The organism is Geodermatophilus sp. SYSU D00708, from assembly GCF_054050115.1.
In genome coordinates, this window is the sequence record NZ_JBJGYS010000019.1 from 36,681 (window position 1) to 54,759 (window position 18,079).

Consider the following 18,079-nt stretch of genomic DNA (forward strand, 5'->3'; position numbering starts at 1 on the left):
GCTCCCGGGAGGTCGGCCCGTTCCGCGCGCGTGGGCTGCGCCCGTCCGGTCTACCCGGGACGGCCGGCCGGTACGCCGCCCGTCCCGGGGTTGCCGGGCGGGCGCCCTGGGCAGGGAGGCGGCGTGACGACGAGGATCGGCCTGGTGGGGGCCGGGTTCATCGCCGGGCGGCACGTGGACTCCCTGTGCGGGATCGACGGCGTGGCCGTCGCCGGGGTCGCCGACCCGCGCACGGACCGCGCGGAGGTGCTGGCCGCCCGCTCCGGCGCCGCCGCGTACGCCCGGTGGGAGGACCTGCTCGACGGCGAGGAGCTCGACGCGCTCTACGTCTGCGTGCCGCCGCACGCGCACGGCGCGGTGGAGGAGGCCGCGGTCGACCGCGGGCTGCCGCTGTTCGTGGAGAAACCGCTCGCCACCGACCTGGCGACCGCCGAGCGGCTGGCCGACCGCGTCGACGCCGCCGGCCTGCTCACCGCGGTCGGCTACCACTGGCGCCACCTCGACACCCTGGATCTGGCCCGGAACCTGCTCGCCGGCGCGCCGGCGCGCATGGTGCTCGGCGCCTGGCTGGACCGGGCGCCGCGGGTCGACTGGTGGGCCCGGCAGGACGGCTCCGGCGGGCAGACCGTGGAGCAGGCCACCCACCTGTTCGACGTCGCCCGCGTGCTGGTCGGGGAGGTGGCCGGCGGCTGGGCCACCGGCTCCCGGTCCCCGGACGGCCCCGGCGACATCCTCGACGTGTGCACCGCCGCGCTGCGCTTCGAGAGCGGGGCGGTGGGCTCGTTCGCCAACAGCTGCCTGCTGCCCCGGGGCTTCCGGATCGGCGTCGAGCTGATCGCCCCGGGACTGGGCCTGTTCCTCACGGAGCACCAGCTGGTGGTCAGCGACGCCGACGGCGAGCGGACCGTCGACCGGCGGGTCGACCCGATCGAGGCCGAGGACCGCGCGTTCGTCGCCGCGGTCCGCGGGGAGGGCGACGACGTCCGGACGCCGTACCGGGAGGCGCTGCGCACGCACCGGCTGGCCACCGCGGTGGCGAGGGCCGCGGCCGACGGCGGGACGGTGCAGCTGTGAGCGGGCGGCCGATCCGCACCATCGGGGTCGTCTCGCCCGGTGAGCCGGCGATCCTGGACGACGAGGAGCCCGAGCCCGGCGCCGGCCAGGCGTGGGTGCACACCGAGTGGAGCGGGGTGAGCGCGGGCACCGAGGTGGCGATCGTCCGCGGCACCGACCCGCACCACCTGCTGCACTGGGACCCCGACACCCGCTCGTTCGACGACAGCGGCCCGACCGCGGCCTACCCCGTCCGCGCGCTGGGCTACATGGAGGTCGGCCGGGTCACCGAGAGCCGCACGCCCGCCCTCGCCGAGGGATCGCTGGTGGCGCTGGCCTACGGGCACCGCACCGGGCGCTGCGTCGACCCGGCCACGACGACCGTCGTCCCGGTGCCCGACGACCTCGACCCGGTCCTCGGCGTCTACCTGGCGCAGATGGGGCCGATCTGCGTCAACGGGCTGCTGCACGCGGCCGCCGCGTTCGCCGGGCCCGGCGCGGCCCTCGACGCCGGCGTCCGCGACCGGCACGTGCTCGTCACCGGCGCGGGCGTGATCGGCCTGCTCTCGGCGCTGCTGGCCGTCCGGCACGGCGCCGCCGACGTCGTGGTGGCCGAGCCCTCACCGGCCCGCCGGGCGGTCGCCGAGACGCTGGGCCTGGCCACCGTGGACGACGCCGACGCCTCGGCGTGGCGGGCGGTCAAGCAGCGCTGGCGGCACGGCCCCGGGGACGCCGGCGCCGACGTCGTGCTGCAGTGCCGCGGCCACGACGCCGCGCTGGCCACCGCGCTCAAGGCGCTGCGGCCGCAGGGCGTCGCCGTCGACCTGGGCTTCTACCAGGCCGGGGCGGAGGCGGTGCGGCTCGGCGAGGAGTTCCACCACAACGGCCTGTCGGTCGTCTGCGCCCAGATCAGCCGGGTGCCCCGCGGCATGGCCGGCGCGTGGCCGCGGACCGCGCTGGCCGAGGTCACCCTCGACCTGCTGCGGGCCCGCGGGGACGAGGTCCGCGGCTGCCTGGTCACCGACGTCCTGCCCTTCGAGGAGGGGCCGCGGCTGCTCTCGGACCTGGCCGGGCGCCGGCTGGCCGCTCCGCCGCTGCAGGCCGTGCTGCGCTTCGCCGCCCCCTGACGTGCGGGTCCTGCTGGTCGGCAACCACTGGACGCCGGGCCCAGGCGGAGCCGAGACGGTGCTGGTGCTCACCGCCGACCTGCTGCGCGCCGCCGGCTCCGAGGTGGTGCCGTTCGCCGTCGCCGAGGAGCGCACCCTGCCCACCCCGGTGCGCGACCTGCTGCCCGCCGCGGCGGGGGCGGGCGCCCGCACCCGCGCCGGGGAGGCGTGGGCCGGCACCTGGTCACCGCGGGCGTACCGGGCGCTGACGCGGGTGGTCGACCGGGCGCGTCCCGACGTGGCGCACGTGCACCACGTCTTCGAGCGGCTCACCGTCTCGGTGCTCGACGCGCTGCGCCGGCGCGGGGTGCCGACGGTCATGACGCTGCACGACTACAAGCCGGTCTGCCCGAACTACCGGCTGTTCACCGAGGGCGCCCCGTGCACCCGGTGCCTGTCGGGGCGGTACGGGCAGGTGGTCCGGCACCGGTGCCTGGAGGGCTCCCGCTGGCGCTCGGTCGCCGCGGCCGCCGACGCCTACGCCTCCCGGGCGCGCGGGGTGTACCAGCGGGTCGACGCCCTGCTCGCGCCGAGCGCGCACCTGCGCGAGCGGGTGGTGGCCGGCGGGCTGCCGGCCGCGCGGGTCACCGTGCTGCCCAACCCGGTGGCCGCCGCGCCGGCGCCGCGCCCGGCGCCGGACGGCCCGCCGGTCGTGCTGTACGCCTCGCGGCTGGTGGCGGAGAAGGGCGTCGACGTGCTGCTGGACGCCGCGGGCCGGCTGCCGGCCGGCGTGCGGGTGCGGCTGCTGGGCTCGAGCCGGGTGGAGCGGCAGGTGCGGGCGCGGGTCGCCGCCGAGGGGCTGCCGGTCGACGTCCTCGGCCCGCAGCCGCCGGAGGCGGTCCGGGCGCACCTGCGGGAGGCGACCGTCGCCGTCCTGCCGGCGCTGTGGGAGGAGAACTGCCCGATGGCCGTCCTCGAGGCGGCCGCGCAGGGCGTCCCCGTGGTCGCCTCCGCCATCGGCGGCATCCCGGAGCTGGTGGACGACGGCCGCACCGGCCTGCTGGTCCCGCCCGGCGACGCGGGCGCCCTGGCCGGGGCGCTCACCCGGGTGGTGGCGCACCCCGCCGCGGCCGCGGCGATGGGCCGCTCCGGGTGGGCCCGGGTCCGCGCGCGGCACGACCCGGCAGACCACGTCGAGGCGCTGCTGGACGTCTACCGGCGTGTCGCCCGCGCGCCGTGACGGACGGACTTGTTCCGCAAGCGTCGTGGGGGGATCCTCCGCTCATCGCCGCGGACGCCGGGCTCCCGGGCTGCGCGGCGGCTCCAGAGGAGGGGCCGTCATGGGGTGGGCGGGCGTCAGCGTCCTCGGCTTCCTGGTGGTGACCGCGCTGGTCATCTGGCTGGCGCGGAGCAACACCGCGCGGTGGGAGGCCCGCCACCGGGCAGCCCAGGCGGCGATCCGTGCCCGCGAGCAGGCGTCCCTGCGCGCGCGGGCCGCCGCCCTGCTCGCGCAGGCCCCGGCGGCCACCGGGCGGCACCGGCCGCACCTGCACCTGCCGCACGTGCACCTGCCGCCCGCCGTCGTCGCCCGGCTGCCGCACCCGCACGTGCGCCTGCGGCACCTGCACCTGCCGTACCTGGACGGCCGGCTGAGCCGGCGGCGGCCGGACCGGTCCCGGGACCAGGAGGCCGGCACCACACCGTCCGTGGAGTCGCCCGGGACGGCCAGCGACTCGCCGTCCCAGGCCCCGGCCGGCCCCGCCGCATGACCGGCGCACCGCAGCGGCGCGTGGCGATCGCCTGCCAGGGCGGAGGCAGCCACACGGCGTTCACCGCGGGCGTCCTCGGCCGGCTGCTGACCGCCGACGAGCTCGACGGGTACCGCGTCGTCGGCCTCAGCGGGACCTCGGGCGGCGCGGTGTGCGCGGTCCTGGCCTGGTCGGCGCTGGTCGACGGCGAGCCCGCTGCCGCCCGGTCGCGGCTGGAGGGCTTCTGGGCGGACAACGCCGCCGCCGGCCCCGTCGAGCGGGTCATCAACGGGTGGATGCTGTGGGGCACCACGCTGCAGAGCGTCGGCCTGCTGCCGGCCGTCAGCCCGTACGACATCCCGGTCACCGGGCTGGAGCACTTCCGGGCGCTGCTGAACCGGTGGGTGGACTTCGACCGGTTCCAGGTCGACGCGCACGCGCGCCACCCCCTGCTGCTGATCGGCGCCGTCGACGTGCTGTCGGGCCGGTTCCGGGCCTTCTCCAGCCGCCACGAGCGGATCACCGCGGAGATGGTCCTGGCGTCGGCGGCGATCCCCACCGCGTTCCCGGCGGTGCGCGCCGACGGTGGCACCTACTGGGACGGCCTGTTCTCGCAGAACCCGCCGGTCCGCGAGCTGCTCGACGCGCAGCCGGACGAGCTGTGGGTCGTCCAGATCAACCCGACGGCCCGGGACCGCGTGCCGCGCAGCGTGCTCGCCATCGCCGACCGGCGCAACGAGCTGGCCGGCAACCTCTCCCTCTACCAGGAGCTGCACGTCATCGAGAAGGTCGACCGGCTGCTCGCCGACGGCCTGCTGGTCGGCGGGGGCTACAAGCAGGTGACCGTGCGGGTCATCGAGATGGCCCGGCCCCCGTCGTCGCGGTGGCTGGGCCCCGTCTCCAAGGTCAACCGGGACGCCCGCTTCCTCCGCGGCCTGGTCGCCCAGGGGACACGGCAGGCCGACGCGTTCCTCACCGCGCTGGCCTTCGAGCGGGCGTGGCACCGGCGCGACGCCGACGCGATGGTGCGCAGCCTGGCCGACGACGCCGAGGTCAGCAGCGCCGCACCGTTCCCCGTCCGCGGCCCGGTCCGCGGGGCCGGGGTCCGGGCGGTGCTCGGCGACCTGGCGCACGCCGCGCGCATCGACGTGACGCGCAAGCAGGTGAGCCGGGAACGCACCACCTGGACGGTGCGCCTCGACGACGGGGGAGCCGGCGACCGCGGGGTCGCCGAGGCCGAGGTCGACGGCGACCGGCTGGTCCGCCTCCGCCTCGGCCCGGCGACGTCCTAGGGGCGGCGGGGCGCGGCCAGCACCGACCGGAACAGCGACACCACCCGGTCGGCGTGCGCGTCGAAGGTGTGCTGCTCCCGCACCGCCAGGGCCGCCGCGCCGCCGCGCCGGTCCGCGAGCTCCGCTGCCAGCACGCCGGCGACGTCGTCGGGGGAGCGGTAGAACAGCCCGGTGCCGTCCCGGCGCAGCACGCGCTCCACCGACACCAGCGACCCGGGGTTGGCCTGCTGCAGGAGGGGCAGCCCGGCGGCCAGGCACACCGGCAGCCGGGCCGGCGAGTTGAGGTCGTCCCACGTGGCCGTCCGCAGGTCGCCGCCGTTGCTGCTGCCGAAGCGGTGCAGCCAGCCGGCGTCGTAGCGGGACAGCTCCCGCACCCAGTCCTCGGGACCGACCGCGGCGTGCAGGTGCACGTGCCCGGGGGCCTCCGCCCGGGCCCGGTCCAGCCACCCGGCCCACGCGCCCTTCGGCCCCGGCGCGCGGACCTGCCCGTACAGGTGGGTGTGCACGCCGCGCCGGGCCAGCTCCAGCACCCACGCCAGGTCGAACCCGGCCGGCCGGCCGACGACGACGGTGTGCGGCTGCCCGTCGGTCGCGGAGAGCTTCGGGGACGGGGGCGCGTCGAGCCAGTCGCGCTTGGGCAGGTCGCCGTCGAGGACGTCCAGCCGCGCGGGGTCGACCCGGCCGCGCAGCGCCGCGGCGAACCAGTCCCGCTCCTCCTCGGTGGCCAGCAGGCACGCGTCGGCGCCGGCGACCAGGTCGGCCAGCAGCGGCCACTCGCCGCGCACGATGCTGCGCTGCGGCGCCTCCTTGAACGTCCAGACGAAGGGCAGGTGCGGTACGGCGCGCCGCACCGCGTGCGCGAAGGGCACCGCCCGCCAGTTGAGCTGGGCCCAGACGACGTCCGGGGCCAGTGCCGCGACCTCCTGCTGCCACCGGTCCCGGTCCAGGTCCCGGACGTGCCCGAACGGCAGCGGCCCCACCGTGGCGTCGCCGAGCCCGTCGGTGGTCCACAGGCCGGTCAGCCGGTGGCCGCGCTCGGCGAGGGCGAGCACCCGCTCGGGGTTGAGCGCCAGCTCGCCGACCAGCAGCACCGAGAGCCCGTCGGCCGACGACGGGTACGCGCGCTCCCGGAACCGGGCGTAGCGGGCGGCCTCGTCCACGGACCCGCCGTCGGTGGAGGCGAAGCGCAGCGGGCCGGCCACCCGGTACCGGCTGCGGAAGACGTTGAGCCCGCCGTCGAGGGACTCGCGGATCGCCGCCGAGCGCTGGCCGGGGTGCCGGGTCCAGGTGCAGGTGACCTGCCCGGTGTCGGCCGTCGTCCCGCGGGTGCGCAGCCGGTCCCACATCAGCCGGCCGAGGTCGTCGGACTCCAGCTCGGCCCGCTCGGTCCAGCGGTCGGCGGTGCGGCGGTGGGCGACCTGCACCAGCTGCGCGTAGCCGGTGCCCGAGGGCTCGGTCAGCCCGCTGCGGGCCAGCGCGACCGCCGGGTCGGCCAGGCACTCCAGCAGCGCGCCCAGGTGGTCGGGGGACCAGACGTCGTCGGCAGGGAGGTAGGCGACCACCGGCGCGGCGACCGCGTCCAGGCCGGCGTTGAGCGTCGCGCCCAGGCCCCGGTTGGCCGGCCAGCGCAGCAGCCGCAGCCGCCGGTCGCCGACGGCGTCCACCACCGCCCGGACGGCGCCGGGGTCGGGGGAGCCGTCGTCGAGGACCACCGCGGTCCAGTCGCGGTGCCGCTGGGCCAGCAGGCCGTCGAGCGCGCGGGGGAGGAAGGCCGCCTGGTCGTGCACCGGCACCAGGACGGCGACCGCGCTCACGCCGCCGCCCCGGCCGCGGCGTCCTCCTCCCGCACCCGGGCGTAGACCGCCGCCACGCGCGCGGCCAGCCGCGGCCAGGCGTAGTCGCGCGCACGGGCCCGCGCCCCGGTGGCCAGGCGGGTGCGCAGCCGCGGGTCGGCGACCACCCGGTCCAGCGCCGCGGCCAGCGCGTCGACGTCCCCGGGGGGCACGAGCAGGCCGGAGCCGCCGTCCCGGACCACCTCGGGGATGCCCCCGACGGCGCTGGCCACCACGGGCAGCCCGGCGGCCATCGCCTCGGTGAGCACCGACCCCATCTCCTCGTAGGCCGAGGGCAGCACGAGGACGTCGAGCGAGGCGAGCACCGCGGGGACCGCGGAGTGCGGCACGAACCCGGCGAGGGTGATCCGGTCGGCGCGGGGGCTGCTCGCGGCGAGCGCGCGGACCCGGTCCCGGTCGGGGCCGTCACCGACGACGACGAGGTCGGCGGCCTGCCGCATCCGGCCGAAGGCGGCCACCAGCAGGTCGGCCTGTTTCTGCGGGGCCAGGCGCCCGACGTAGCCGATCCGCGGCCGGCCGGCCGCCGGGAACACGTCGTCGTGCACGGCCGCGAACAGCGCCGGGTCGAACCCGGACGGGACGACGACGACGCGGTCGGCCGGGATCCCGTCGGCCCGCAGCGCCGCCGCGGCCCGCTCGGTGAGGACGACGACGGTGTCGGCCCGCCGCAGCACCGCCCGCTCGATCCGCCCGCCGACCGCCCGCAGCAGCCGGGCGCGGAGAGACCGGCCGCGCACGGTGTGCCCGACGCTGCAGTGCACGGTGGCCACCAGGGGGCAGCGGTGCCGCCGGGCGGCCAGCAGCGCCAGCGGCAGGGTGGCGAGGTCCTCGCCCTGGTGGCCGTGCACCACGTCGACCGGCGCCAGCCGCAGCACCGCCGGCAGCGCGCCGAGCGCCCACAGCTGGCGCAGCCGCGGGATCGGCAGGCCGGTGCGGTGCACCCGCGCCGCGCGCCCCAGCGGCGTGCTGCCGCGCGGGCCGGCCAGCCGGGAGGTGACCACCGTCTGGACGGCCCCCCGCGCGTCGAGGCAGCGGGTCAGCGTGGCGGTGTGGTTCTGCATGCCGCCGATCGGGTCGTAGCGGGCGGCCCGGTGCGCCAGCTCGCCGGCCAGGGCACCCGGACCGGCGGCGCCACCGGCCGGGACGGGCTCGAACACGCTGCACAGCCGCAGCACGTGCAGCGCCCCGACCGGAGCGGGGACGCGGCGTCGCGGACCTCCCACCTGCCGCAGTAGAGCAGAGTTACGGCCGGCCCGCCGACGGGAAGGGGACCCGGGTGCGCGCCCCCCTCCGCGACCCGTCCGTGCGCCGGGTGGCGCTGGTGCGGCTGCGGGTGGGGCTCGGCGACCTGCTGTGCTCCCTGCCGGCACTGCGCCGGCTGCGCGCCGCCCGGCCCGATCTCGAGGTCAGCCTGGTGACCTGGCCGCAGATGGCGCCGGTCGTGGCGCGGATGGGCGACGCGGTCGACGAGCTGCTGCCCTTCCCCGGGGTCGAGGAGGTCCCCGACCGCCCGCCCGGGTGCGCGCCGGACCCCGGCGGCTGGGCGCCGTTCCTCGCCGAGGCCGCGCTGCGGCGCTTCGACCTCGCCCTCCAGGTGTACGGCGACCGGCCGGCGGCCAACCGGGTGACGGCGGCCCTGGGCGCGCGGCTCGTGGGCGGGTTCGCGCCGACCGGCTGGTCCCCGCCGCCGGGCACCGGGCCGCTGCACCTGCGCTACCCGGGCGACCGGCACGAGGCCGAGCGCCACCTGCGGCTGTTCGAGCACCTGGGCCTGCCGCGGGGTGGACCCCCGGAGATGAGCTTCCCGGTCACCGCCGACGACGAGGCGGAGGCCGCGGCCGAGCGCGCCCCGCACGGGCTGGTGCCCGGCCGGTACGTCGTCCTGCACCCGGGGGCGTCGTCCCCGACCCGCCGCTGGCCCGCCGAGCGCTACGCCGAGGTCGGGGACGCGCTGGCCGGCGACGGCGCGGACGTCGTGGTGACCGGCGGGCCTTCCGAGCGGGCGGTCGGCGCCGCGGTCGTCGCGGCGATGCGGGCGCCGGCGGCGGACCTCACCGGCGCGACGAGCCTGGGCGGGCTGGCCGCGCTGCTGCGCGACAGCGCGCTGCTGGTCGGCAACGACACCGGGACGGCGCACCTGGCCGCCGCGGTCGGGGCGCGCAGCGTCACCGTCTTCCTGGCCGGCGACCCCGTGCGCTGGGCGCACCGCGGGCCGCGGCACCGCGCGGTCGTCGCCGACGTCCCGTGCGCGCCCTGCCCCCACCTGGTCTGCCCGATCGACTTCCGCTGCGCCGCCTCGGTGCGGCCCACGGACGTGCTCGCCGCGGCCCGGGACCTGCTGTCCGCGGCGGCCCGGGACGCGGCCCGGTGAGCGGCCCGCTGCGGATCTCGCTGGTCTGCGACTCCGACGCCTGGGGCGGCGCCGAGGTCTACCTCGCCCACCTGCTGCGGTGGGCCGGCCCGCTCGGCGCGGTGGCGTCCCTGGTGGCCGCGGAGCCGGTGGCGGCGCAGTTCGCGGGGGAGGTGCCCGCCGACCGGCTGGCCGTCGTCCCGCTCGCCCGGCACGCCGGCGCGGCCCCGGCGGTGCGCGCGGCGCTGGCGGCCCAGCGGCCCGACGCCGTCCTGGTCAACCTGGTCGACCCCGGCTCCAACGCGGCCGCGCTGGCCGCCGCCCTCGCCGTCGCGCCCACCGCCGGGGTCCTGCACCTGCCGGGGGACACCGGCGCCGGCGAGCGGCGGGCGCACCTGGCCGCTCTCTACGGCCGGCTGGCCGCGGTGCTCACCCCGGCGTCGGGCGCCCGCGACCAGGTGGTCGCCGACCTGCGCGTGCCGGCCGGGCGGGTGCACGTGGTGCCCAACGGCGTCGACGTCCCGGACACGCCCGCCGGTCCGGCCGGCCGGCCGGTGCCGCGGGTCGGCGGGCTGGGCCGGCTCACCGCGCAGAAGGGCTTCGACGTGCTGCTGGCGGCCGTGCGGCGGCTGACCTCCGACGGCGTGCCGCTGGAGGTGGTGGTCGGCGGGGAGGGGCGCGACGGCGAGCGGCTGCGGGCCGCGGCCGCCGGGCTCCCGGTGACCTTCCCCGGCTTCGTCACCGACGTCCGCGGCTTCCTCGCCGGCCTCGACGTCTTCTGCCTGTCCTCGCGCCGGGAGGCGATGCCGCTGGTGCTGCTGGAGGCCATGGCCGAGGGGCTGCCGTGCGTGGCCACCGACGTCGGGGACGTCGCGGCCGCGGTCGGTGCGGACGCCGTCGTCGTCCCCCCGGAGGACCCGGCGGCGCTGGCCGCGGCGCTCGCCGCGCTGCTGGCCGACCCCGACCGGCGCGCCGGACTGGGCGCCCGTGCCCGGCGGCGGGCGGTCGCCGCGTTCGACGCCGGCCTGATGGCGCGACGGACCCTCGACGTCCTCGCGGGCGTGTGCGCCCGACCGGGACGGGGAACCGGGGAGGCATGAGCAAGAAGACCAACCAGCAGGAGCAGCAGGCCGCCGCGCGGCAGGCGAAGAAGGAGGGGATGTCACCGAGCGAGGCCGGCGTGACCACCGGCGCCTCGAAGCAGACCCGGCACGTGGAGAAGGGGCAGGATCGGCACGAGCACTCCAGCGCCCAGGGCAAGAGCAAGACCTGACGCCCGGGACGCCGACGCCGACACCGAGCACCCCAGGGAGGACCCCATGGCCATCGCGACGATCAACCCGGCGACCGGCGAGACGCTCAAGACCTACGAGCCGCTGTCGGAGGAGGCGATCGAGGAGAAGCTCGAGCGCGCCGCGGCGGCGTTCGCGCAGTACCGGCTGACCAACCCCCGGCAGCGGGCGGGCTGGCTGCGCTCGGCGGCCGACGTCCTGGAGGCCGACACCGACCAGGTCGCCGAGCTCATGACCACCGAGATGGGCAAGACGCTGGCGTCGGCGAAGGCCGAGGCCGCCAAGTGCGTCAAGGCGCTGCGCTACTTCGCCGAGCACGGCGAGGACATGCTGCAACCCCAGCCGGCCGACGCCGAGAAGGTCGGGGCGGTGGAGGCCTACGTCGTCCATCAGCCGCTCGGCGTGGTGCTGGCGGTCATGCCGTGGAACTTCCCGCTGTGGCAGGCGATGCGCTTCGCCGCGCCGGCGCTCATGGCCGGCAACGTCGGCCTGCTCAAGCACGCCAGCAACGTGCCGCAGACCGCGCTCTACCTCGAGGAGCTGTTCCGCAAGGCCGGCTTCCCGGCCGACGTCTTCCAGACCCTGCTCATCGGGTCCGGCGCCGTCGAGCGGGTGCTGCGCGACGACCGGGTGGTGGCCGCGACGCTGACCGGCAGCAACGCCGCGGGCGAGGCGGTGGCGCGGGTCGCCGGTGAGGTCGTCAAGAAGACCGTGCTCGAGCTCGGCGGCAGCGACCCGTTCATCGTCATGCCGTCGGCCGACCTCGACAAGGCCGCCGAGGTGGCGGTGACCGCGCGCTGCCAGAACAACGGGCAGAGCTGCATCGCGGCCAAGCGGTTTTTCGTCCACGCCGACGTCGCCGAGGAGTTCACCCGCCTGTTCGCCGAGAAGCTGGCGGCCCTGACGGTGGGCGACCCCATGGACGACGGCACGAAGGTGGGCCCGCTGGCCACCGAGTCGGGTCGCGACGACGTCGAGCGGTACGTGCAGGACGCCGTCGACAAGGGCGCGACCGTGGTGACCGGCGGCAAGCGGGTCGACCGGCCCGGCTGGTTCTACGAGCCGACCCTCGTCACCGGCGTGACCCCGGACATGGCGGTGTACTCCGAGGAGGTGTTCGGCCCGGTCGCGGCGCTGTTCACCGTCGCCGACCTCGACGAGGCGCTGCGCATCGCCAACGACCACGTCTACGGGCTGGGCGCCAACCTATGGAGCGAGGACCAGGGCGAGCGGCTGCGGTTCATCCGCGACGTCCAGTCGGGCATGGCGTTCGTCAACGGCATGACCACCAGCTACCCGGAGCTGCCCTTCGGCGGGGTCAAGCAGAGCGGCTACGGCCGGGAGCTGACCGAGGTGGGCATGTACGAGTTCACCAACGCCAAGACGGTCTGGATCGGCCCGCCGAGCAGCAAGCAGGGCGAGGGCGACACGGGCAAGGCCGCCAGCGAGTGACGGCCGGTCGCGGGCCCGGAACAGCCGGGCCCGCGACCGGGTTCGGGACGGCATGACCCGCGTCGTCCTGGCCACCCGCTACGGCGGGCCCGAGGTGCTCTCCGTCGTCGACGAGCCGGTGCGCGAGCCCGGCCCCGGGCAGGCGCGGCTCGCCGTCCGCGCGGCGGGGGTGAACCCCGCGGACTGGAAGTCCTACAGCGGCGCGTTCGGCACCGACCCGGCCCGGCTGCCGCTGCGGCTGGGCTTCGAGGCCGCCGGCGTGGTGACCGCGGTCGGGCCGGACGCCGTCGGCCCGGCCGGCCCGGTCGCGGTCGGGGACGAGGTGATCGGGTTCCGGCTCTCCGGTGCCTACGCCGCCGAACTGGTCGCGCCCGCCTCGGCGCTGGTGCCCAAGCCGGCGTCGCTGGGCTGGGAGCAGGCCGCCGGGTTGATGCTGACCGGCGCCACCGCGGTGCACGCGCTGACCGCCACCGGTGTCGGCGCGGGCGACACCGTGCTCGTGCACGGCGCCGCCGGCGGCGTCGGGCTCATGGCTGTGCAGCTCGCCGCGCTGCGCGGGGCCCGCGTCGTCGGCACGGTCGGCGGGGACGGCGCGGACCTGGTGCGCCGGCTCGGCGGCGAGCCGGTCCGCTACGGCCCCGGGCTGGCCGACCGCGTCCGGGAGCTCGCCCCCGGCGGGGTCAGCGTGGCGGTGGACGCTGTCGGCACCGACGAGGCCGTCGACGTCTCCCTGGAGCTGGTGCCCGACCGGCGGCGGATCGCCTCCATCGCCGCGTTCGCCCGCGGTGCCGCCGAGGGGCTGCAGGTGCTCGGCAGCGGGCCTGGGGCCGACCCGGGCACCGCGCTGCGCGACGCCGCCCGTACCGAGCTGGCCGAACTCGCCGGCGACGGCCGGCTCGAGGTGGTCCTCGCCGGGGCCTACCCGCTCGACGACGTCGCCGCGGCGCACCGGCAGGGCATGGCCGGGCACACGCACGGCAAGCTCGTGCTCATCCCCTGAGAAGGGCCCGTCCTCCCCGCCCGTCGCAAGCTCAGCGTGGGACCCCGGGGCGGGGCCAGGGCTCCCACCCCGGAGTGCCCCCGGACGCGCGTCAGGCCCGGCCCGACAACCAGGTCAGGAAGTCGGCGACCTGCATCTCCTGCGTGGTGATGCCCGAGGTCGCGGCCACGCGCAGCTCCGCGTGCACGGCTCGGGCCTGCGGCTCCAGGAACTCGACGATGCCGGCCTGGTGGTGGGGGACCATCATGCGGACGAACGCGACGTCGAACTCCTCACCGGCGGGGACCCCGGCGAGCTCGTCGACCATCTGCTGCGTCTCCTGCTCCAGCAGCGCCATCTCCTGGCGCGCCTCCTCGGGCGCCTGGGCCATCGCCGCCTCTGGGGTCAGCCCGTACCACTCGTCCAGCCACCGGGTGAACTGGTCGATCTGGTGCTGCTGGTTGGCGACGATGTTGTCGGCGTGCGTGCGGATGTCGGGGCTCGCCCCTCGCTCCAGCTCCAGCTGCGCCATCTCGATGGCCGCCCGGTGGTGCGGGATGATCTCCGCCAGGAACGTGGTCTCGAGCTGCTCACCCGAGAGCTTGGCGAGGGTCTCGGCGAACAGGTAGGCCGTCGGTGAGGTCGGCGGCACCTCGGGCGAGGCGGGGACCTCCACGGGCGCCTGGGCAGCGGCGGCCCCGACAGCGGCGGCCGCGGGCGTGGTGCCGCCGAGTGCGATGGCGGCGACGGTGGTGACCAGGCCACGGGCGATGACGGTGCGGTTCACGGGGCGCTCTCCTCGTGTCGGCGGCGATGAGCCGGGGCACGGCCGGTGGCACGGCCAGGAAGTGGAGGACGTGGAGAGCCGGGGCTCGACTCGGTGGGTCCGCGAGGACGTGGGGGCACGGAGCCCGGGCCGGGCTCCCGTCGCTCCCCGGCGGACGTCGGCCGGGGCTACCCCGGAGACCCTGCACCCATGCGACTCGCCGATGGCGCACCACCCGGGTGCCGGTCGCCGGACCGCCCCGCGTCAGCCTCGCCGGGCTGGCACGTCCCGCCCGGTCCGGGCGCCCAGCCGGGAGTGCCGGTAGCCGTAGACGGCGTAGACGAGCAGGCCCAGCGCCAGCCAGCCGAGGAAGCGCAGCCACGTCTCGATGCTCAGGTTGAGCATGAGGTACAGGCAGGCCAGCGCGGAGACGGCGGGCAGCACCGGGGACAGCGGCACCCGGAACGGCCGGCGCATCTCCGGGCGGGTGCGCCGCAGGACGATCACCGCGACCGACACCAGCAGGAACGCGAACAGCGTGCCGATGCTGACCAGGTCGGCCAGCGTGCCCAGCGGCACGAACGTGGCCATGACCAGCACCAGGACGGCGAAGCCGAGGGTGATGCGCACCGGCGTGCCGGTGCGCGGGCTGACCCGCGCGACGGCCGGCGGCAGCAGCCCGTCCCGGCCCATCGCGAAACCGATCCGGCTGACCGTGATCAGGTCGACCAGGATCACCGAGGTCAGCCCGGCGACCGCGGCCAGCGCGATGAGCGCCGACGCCCACCCGAGGCCGACCTGGTCGAAGGCGTCGGCGATGGGTGCGCCGCGGTCGAGCCGGTCGTACTGGACCATCCCGACGACGACCAGCGAGACGCCGATGTAGAGGGCGGTCGACAGCCCGAGCGTGCCCAGCAGCCCCAGCGGCAGGTCCCGGCCGGGCCGGCGGGTCTCCTCCGACATGTTGGCCACCGCCTCGAAGCCGGTGTAGGCGAAGAACACCACCGCGGCGGCGGTGAGCACGCCGCCGACGCCGAACGCGACCGGGTCGATGCCGGCGATCGCCTGGATCACCGGGCGGGCCAGGCCCCCGGACCCCTCGGCCGGCTGCGCGGGCGGCACGAACGGGGTGAGGTTGGCGCCGCGGACGAACCAGGCGCCGGCGAGGACCACGAAGACGCAGACGGCCACCTTGATGACCACCAGCGCCCCGGTGACGCGGGCGGACTCCCGGACGCCCAGCGCCGCCACCACCGTGAGGACGACGACGATGAGGGCGGCGCCGATGTTCACCGTGGCCTCCTCGCCGAACAGGGACGGCGGCAGGTCCAGCAGGTTGCCCACGTAACCCGACCAGCCCCGGGCCACCACGGCCGCGCCGAGGGCGAACTCCAGGAACAGGTCCCAGCCGATCACCCAGGCCACCAGCTCGCCGGCGGTGGCGTAGGCGTAGGAGTAGGCGCTGCCGGCGGTCGGGGCGGAGGCGGCCAGTTCCGCGTAGCAGAGCGCGGCGAGCAGGGCGACGACGCCGGCGAGGGCGAAGGAGATGACCACGGCCGGCCCCGCGGTGTCGCGGGCCTCCACCCCTGTGAGGGTGAAGATGCCGGTGCCGATGACGACCCCGATGCCGAAACCGACCAGGTGGCGGGCGCTCAGGTGCCGGCGCAGGTGTCCGACGTGCTCGCTCTCGTCGTCCCCGAGCGTCTCGACCGGCTTGGTGCGGAACAGGCTCACCCGTCCATGCTGAGCCCCGGGTGCCCGACTCGCCGGTTGGAGACGGCCCCCCTGCAGGGTCTCGCCGCGAGCGTGCGAGCGGTGGGGGCAGGGGGGCTTGCTCAGACCTCGGTGACCTCGAAGGTGCGGGACGGCGCCACGAACTCCTCCTGCGCGGCGACGAGCAGGATCTCGCGGGAGCCGGCGTCCTCGGTCCGCTTGAGCAGCCCGTACACCGAGGCCGCGGCGGCGCCCAGGGCGGTGCCGACGTCGCGGCCGGCCAGCCAGTGGGCGAGGAACAGCGCCGCGATCGCGTCGCCGGCGCCGTTCACGTCGACGCCCAGGCGCGGCGTCCGGACGCGGACGTGCCGGCCGCCCTCGGAGGCGAGCAGGTCGACCGAGTCCTCCGGGGTGTCGTCGGTGACCAGCGACGTCGTGAGCACCACCCGCGGGCCGAGCGCCTGGACGGCGGCGACGGCGTCGGTGACCTCGGCCAGCGTCCGGGTGGTCCGGCCCGACAGCGAGTCGAGCTCGAAGTGGTTGGGCGTGACGACGTCGGCGGCGGGCACCGCGACCTCGCGCATGAACTCCGGGATGCCCGGCCGGACGAACACGCCGCGCCCGACGTCCCCGATCACCGGGTCGCAGCAGTACACGGCGTCGGGGTTGGCCGCTCGCACCCGGGCGACGGTCTGCACGACCGCGTGGCCGATGTCGGCCGACCCCAGGTAGCCGGACAGGACGGCGTCGCAGCTGCCCAGCACGCCCCGCTCGGAGATGCCCTGCACGACCTCCTCGATGGCCGGCCCGTCGAAGACCCGCCCGCGCCACTCCCCGTAGCCGGTGTGGTTGGAGAACTGGACCGTGTGCACCGGCCACACCTCGATGCCGAGGCGCTGCAGCGGGAACACCGCCGAGGAGTTGCCCACGTGGCCGTAGGCGACGTGCGACTGGATGGAGAGGACGGCGACCATGCGGGACACGGTCGCACAGCGGTCACCCGGCCAACCCGACCAGTGCGTTGCCGCCGGTGTACAGGGCGACGACCACCAGCAGCACGGCGAACGCGCGGGTGAGGGAGCGGGCCGGCAGCCGGTCGGCGACCCGCTTGCCGGCCAGTGACCCGGCCACCGCGGCCAGCGTGAACGGCGCGAGGACCGCCCAGTCGAACTGCGCCGTGCCGGCCCGCCCGATCAGTGCGGCGCCGGAGTTGACCGCGATCACCACCAGCGAGGTGCCCACCGCCACGGGCATCGGCAGCCGCAGCAGCAGGACGAGCGCCGGCACGATGACGAAGCCGCCGCCCACACCGAAGAAGCCGGTGGCGAGCCCGGCGACCAGCCCGGCGGCGAGCACCCGCGCGGTTCGGCCCCACGCCTCCGGCGCCGGCGGCTCGTCCGGGGGAGCCGGGGCGCCGACCGGTGCCGGCCGGCGGTCGGCCGTCCGCGTCTGCGCCAGCATCGCCGCGGCGGCGAGCAGCACCACGCCGGAGAAGGCCAGCAGCAGCACGTCGCCGTCCACCCGCCGGTTGAGTGCCGTGCCGGCGAGCCCCGCGGGGACCCCGGCGGCGGCGAAGCCGGCCGCCACACCCCACCGGACCCGGCCGCTGGCGGCGTGCCCCAGCGCCGCCACCACCGCGCTGGTGCCGACGACGACCAGGCTGCCCGTGGTCGCCGCCTGCGCGTCCAGGCCCAGCACGTGGACCAGCGCCGGGACGGTGAGGACGGCTCCGCCGCCGCCGAGCGCGCCGAGGACCAGGCCGATGCCCAGCCCCAGCGCGACGGCGACCGCGGTCACCGAACCGTGCCCGGCTGCCCGCAGTCGGTGACCACCGGCCGGCCCTCGGCCGCCCAGGCGCGCATGCCCCCGGCCAGGTTCCGCACCGGGACGCCGGCCGCGCCGAGCCGGTCGGCCGCGGTGCCCGAGCGGTTGCCGGAGCGGCAGACGGCGACGACGGTGCGGCCCGGGGGGACGGCGGCCGGGTCGAGCAGGCCGAGGGGCAGGTGGACCGCGCCGGGCGCGTGCCCGGCGGCCCACTCGGCGGGCTCGCGGACGTCGAGCAGCACGGCCTCGCCGCGCTCCACCATGGCCGCGGCCTCGTCCGGGCCGACGTCGGGGAGCCGGGACGAGTGCGCAGCGGCGGACATGGGCGTCCTCCCGAGGGTCCGGCGGCCGTCGCCGGCCGCCGTACCCGGAGCGCACCACACCGGCCCGCCGGGCACCAGGGTCCAGGGCCGGGGCAGGCGCGGGACCGAGGTCCCCGCGGGCGGTCAGAAGGGGACGGACGCCCGGTGGGCGGCGGTCACCGCGGCGACGAGCCGGCGCCACGGCGTCGGGCGGGGCGCGGCGGGAGCGGGCCGGTCGGGGACGGGCAGGGCAGGAGCGGCGACGCGGTCGGTCACGGGGAGGTCCTCGGGGTCCGGCGGGCGGGGGAGCGGGCCCACCGAGCGGGGGCGCTCAGCGGGCGGGGCGGCC

At 77.5% G+C, this 18,079-nt stretch carries 18 protein-coding genes; 10 read left to right on the forward strand and 8 right to left on the reverse strand.

Annotated elements, in window-relative coordinates:
• Window positions 1–123 precede the first annotated feature (123 nt).
• The 5 genes from ACI79D_RS16450 (at window position 124) to ACI79D_RS16470 (ending at window position 5,199) form a co-directional block, all read left to right on the forward strand.
• Window positions 124–1,074: a Gfo/Idh/MocA family protein gene (locus ACI79D_RS16450; protein WP_456919516.1), complete on the forward strand. Its 951-nt coding sequence runs from the start codon at window positions 124–126 to the stop codon at window positions 1,072–1,074.
• Entirely contained in the window at window positions 1,071–2,180 is a 1,110-nt protein-coding gene (locus tag ACI79D_RS16455) for a zinc-dependent alcohol dehydrogenase (protein ID WP_456919517.1), read from the forward strand. Before ACI79D_RS16450 ends, ACI79D_RS16455 begins: the two co-directional genes overlap by 4 nt.
• Window position 2,181: 1 nt before the next feature.
• The gene (locus ACI79D_RS16460; RefSeq protein WP_456919518.1) at window positions 2,182–3,399 is read left to right on the forward strand and encodes a glycosyltransferase; all 1,218 of its coding nucleotides are present in this window, start codon (window positions 2,182–2,184) and stop codon (window positions 3,397–3,399) included.
• A gap of 100 nt (window positions 3,400–3,499) precedes the next feature.
• Entirely contained in the window at window positions 3,500–3,928 is a 429-nt protein-coding gene (locus tag ACI79D_RS16465; RefSeq protein ID WP_456919519.1) for a hypothetical protein, read from the forward strand.
• Window positions 3,925–5,199: a patatin-like phospholipase family protein gene (locus ACI79D_RS16470; protein ID WP_456919520.1), complete on the forward strand. Its 1,275-nt coding sequence runs from the start codon at window positions 3,925–3,927 to the stop codon at window positions 5,197–5,199. Before ACI79D_RS16465 ends, ACI79D_RS16470 begins: the two co-directional genes overlap by 4 nt.
• Here the strand turns inward: ACI79D_RS16470 and ACI79D_RS16475 are convergent.
• A complete protein-coding gene (locus tag ACI79D_RS16475) occupies window positions 5,196–7,013 on the reverse strand; it encodes a glycosyltransferase (protein WP_456919521.1) in 1,818 nt (605 codons plus the stop codon). The genes ACI79D_RS16470 and ACI79D_RS16475 overlap by 4 nt on opposite strands.
• Window positions 7,010–8,275, reverse strand: coding sequence for a glycosyltransferase family 4 protein (locus ACI79D_RS16480; protein WP_456919522.1), 1,266 nt, complete (start codon window positions 8,273–8,275; stop codon window positions 7,010–7,012). Before ACI79D_RS16480 ends, ACI79D_RS16475 begins: the two co-directional genes overlap by 4 nt.
• 53 nt (window positions 8,276–8,328) lie before the next feature.
• Between ACI79D_RS16480 and ACI79D_RS16485 the strand changes: the two genes are divergently transcribed.
• From ACI79D_RS16485 to ACI79D_RS16505, 5 genes are read left to right on the forward strand one after another with little or no spacing between them, the layout of a single operon-like run.
• Window positions 8,329–9,423 (forward strand): glycosyltransferase family 9 protein, encoded by a 1,095-nt coding sequence (locus ACI79D_RS16485; protein WP_456919523.1) that lies wholly within the window; start codon window positions 8,329–8,331, stop codon window positions 9,421–9,423.
• Window positions 9,420–10,502 (forward strand): glycosyltransferase, encoded by a 1,083-nt coding sequence (locus ACI79D_RS16490; protein WP_456919524.1) that lies wholly within the window; start codon window positions 9,420–9,422, stop codon window positions 10,500–10,502. Before ACI79D_RS16485 ends, ACI79D_RS16490 begins: the two co-directional genes overlap by 4 nt.
• Window positions 10,499–10,675, forward strand: a complete 177-nt coding sequence (locus ACI79D_RS16495) for a hypothetical protein (RefSeq protein WP_456919525.1) — start codon at window positions 10,499–10,501, stop codon at window positions 10,673–10,675. The genes ACI79D_RS16490 and ACI79D_RS16495 overlap by 4 nt, the downstream gene beginning before the upstream one ends.
• Window positions 10,676–10,721: 46 nt before the next feature.
• On the forward strand, window positions 10,722–12,146 hold the full coding sequence (locus tag ACI79D_RS16500) for an NADP-dependent succinic semialdehyde dehydrogenase (RefSeq protein ID WP_456919526.1): 1,425 nt from the start codon (window positions 10,722–10,724) through the stop codon (window positions 12,144–12,146).
• A 52-nt stretch (window positions 12,147–12,198) separates the two neighbouring features.
• Window positions 12,199–13,146, forward strand: a complete 948-nt coding sequence (locus ACI79D_RS16505; protein ID WP_456919527.1) for a quinone oxidoreductase family protein — start codon at window positions 12,199–12,201, stop codon at window positions 13,144–13,146.
• Between the two features lie 91 nt (window positions 13,147–13,237).
• Here ACI79D_RS16505 and ACI79D_RS16510 read toward each other — a convergent pair whose 3' ends face one another.
• The 6 genes from ACI79D_RS16510 to ACI79D_RS16535 form a co-directional block, all read right to left on the reverse strand.
• Complete coding sequence (locus ACI79D_RS16510) at window positions 13,238–13,912, reverse strand: DUF305 domain-containing protein (RefSeq protein ID WP_456919528.1); 675 nt, start codon at window positions 13,910–13,912, stop codon at window positions 13,238–13,240.
• 243 nt (window positions 13,913–14,155) lie between these two features.
• The gene (locus ACI79D_RS16515; RefSeq protein WP_456919529.1) at window positions 14,156–15,625 is read right to left on the reverse strand and encodes an amino acid permease; all 1,470 of its coding nucleotides are present in this window, start codon (window positions 15,623–15,625) and stop codon (window positions 14,156–14,158) included.
• Window positions 15,626–15,726: 101 nt separating this feature from the next.
• Complete coding sequence (pdxY, locus tag ACI79D_RS16520) at window positions 15,727–16,578, reverse strand: pyridoxal kinase PdxY (protein ID WP_456919530.1); 852 nt, start codon at window positions 16,576–16,578, stop codon at window positions 15,727–15,729.
• A 22-nt stretch (window positions 16,579–16,600) separates the two neighbouring features.
• Window positions 16,601–17,401: a sulfite exporter TauE/SafE family protein gene (locus ACI79D_RS16525; protein ID WP_456919531.1), complete on the reverse strand. Its 801-nt coding sequence runs from the start codon at window positions 17,399–17,401 to the stop codon at window positions 16,601–16,603.
• A complete protein-coding gene (locus ACI79D_RS16530; RefSeq protein ID WP_456919532.1) occupies window positions 17,398–17,751 on the reverse strand; it encodes a rhodanese-like domain-containing protein in 354 nt (117 codons plus the stop codon). Before ACI79D_RS16530 ends, ACI79D_RS16525 begins: the two co-directional genes overlap by 4 nt.
• 123 nt (window positions 17,752–17,874) lie before the next feature.
• Window positions 17,875–18,006 (reverse strand): hypothetical protein, encoded by a 132-nt coding sequence (locus ACI79D_RS16535; protein WP_456919533.1) that lies wholly within the window; start codon window positions 18,004–18,006, stop codon window positions 17,875–17,877.
• Window positions 18,007–18,079: the final 73 nt, after the last annotated feature.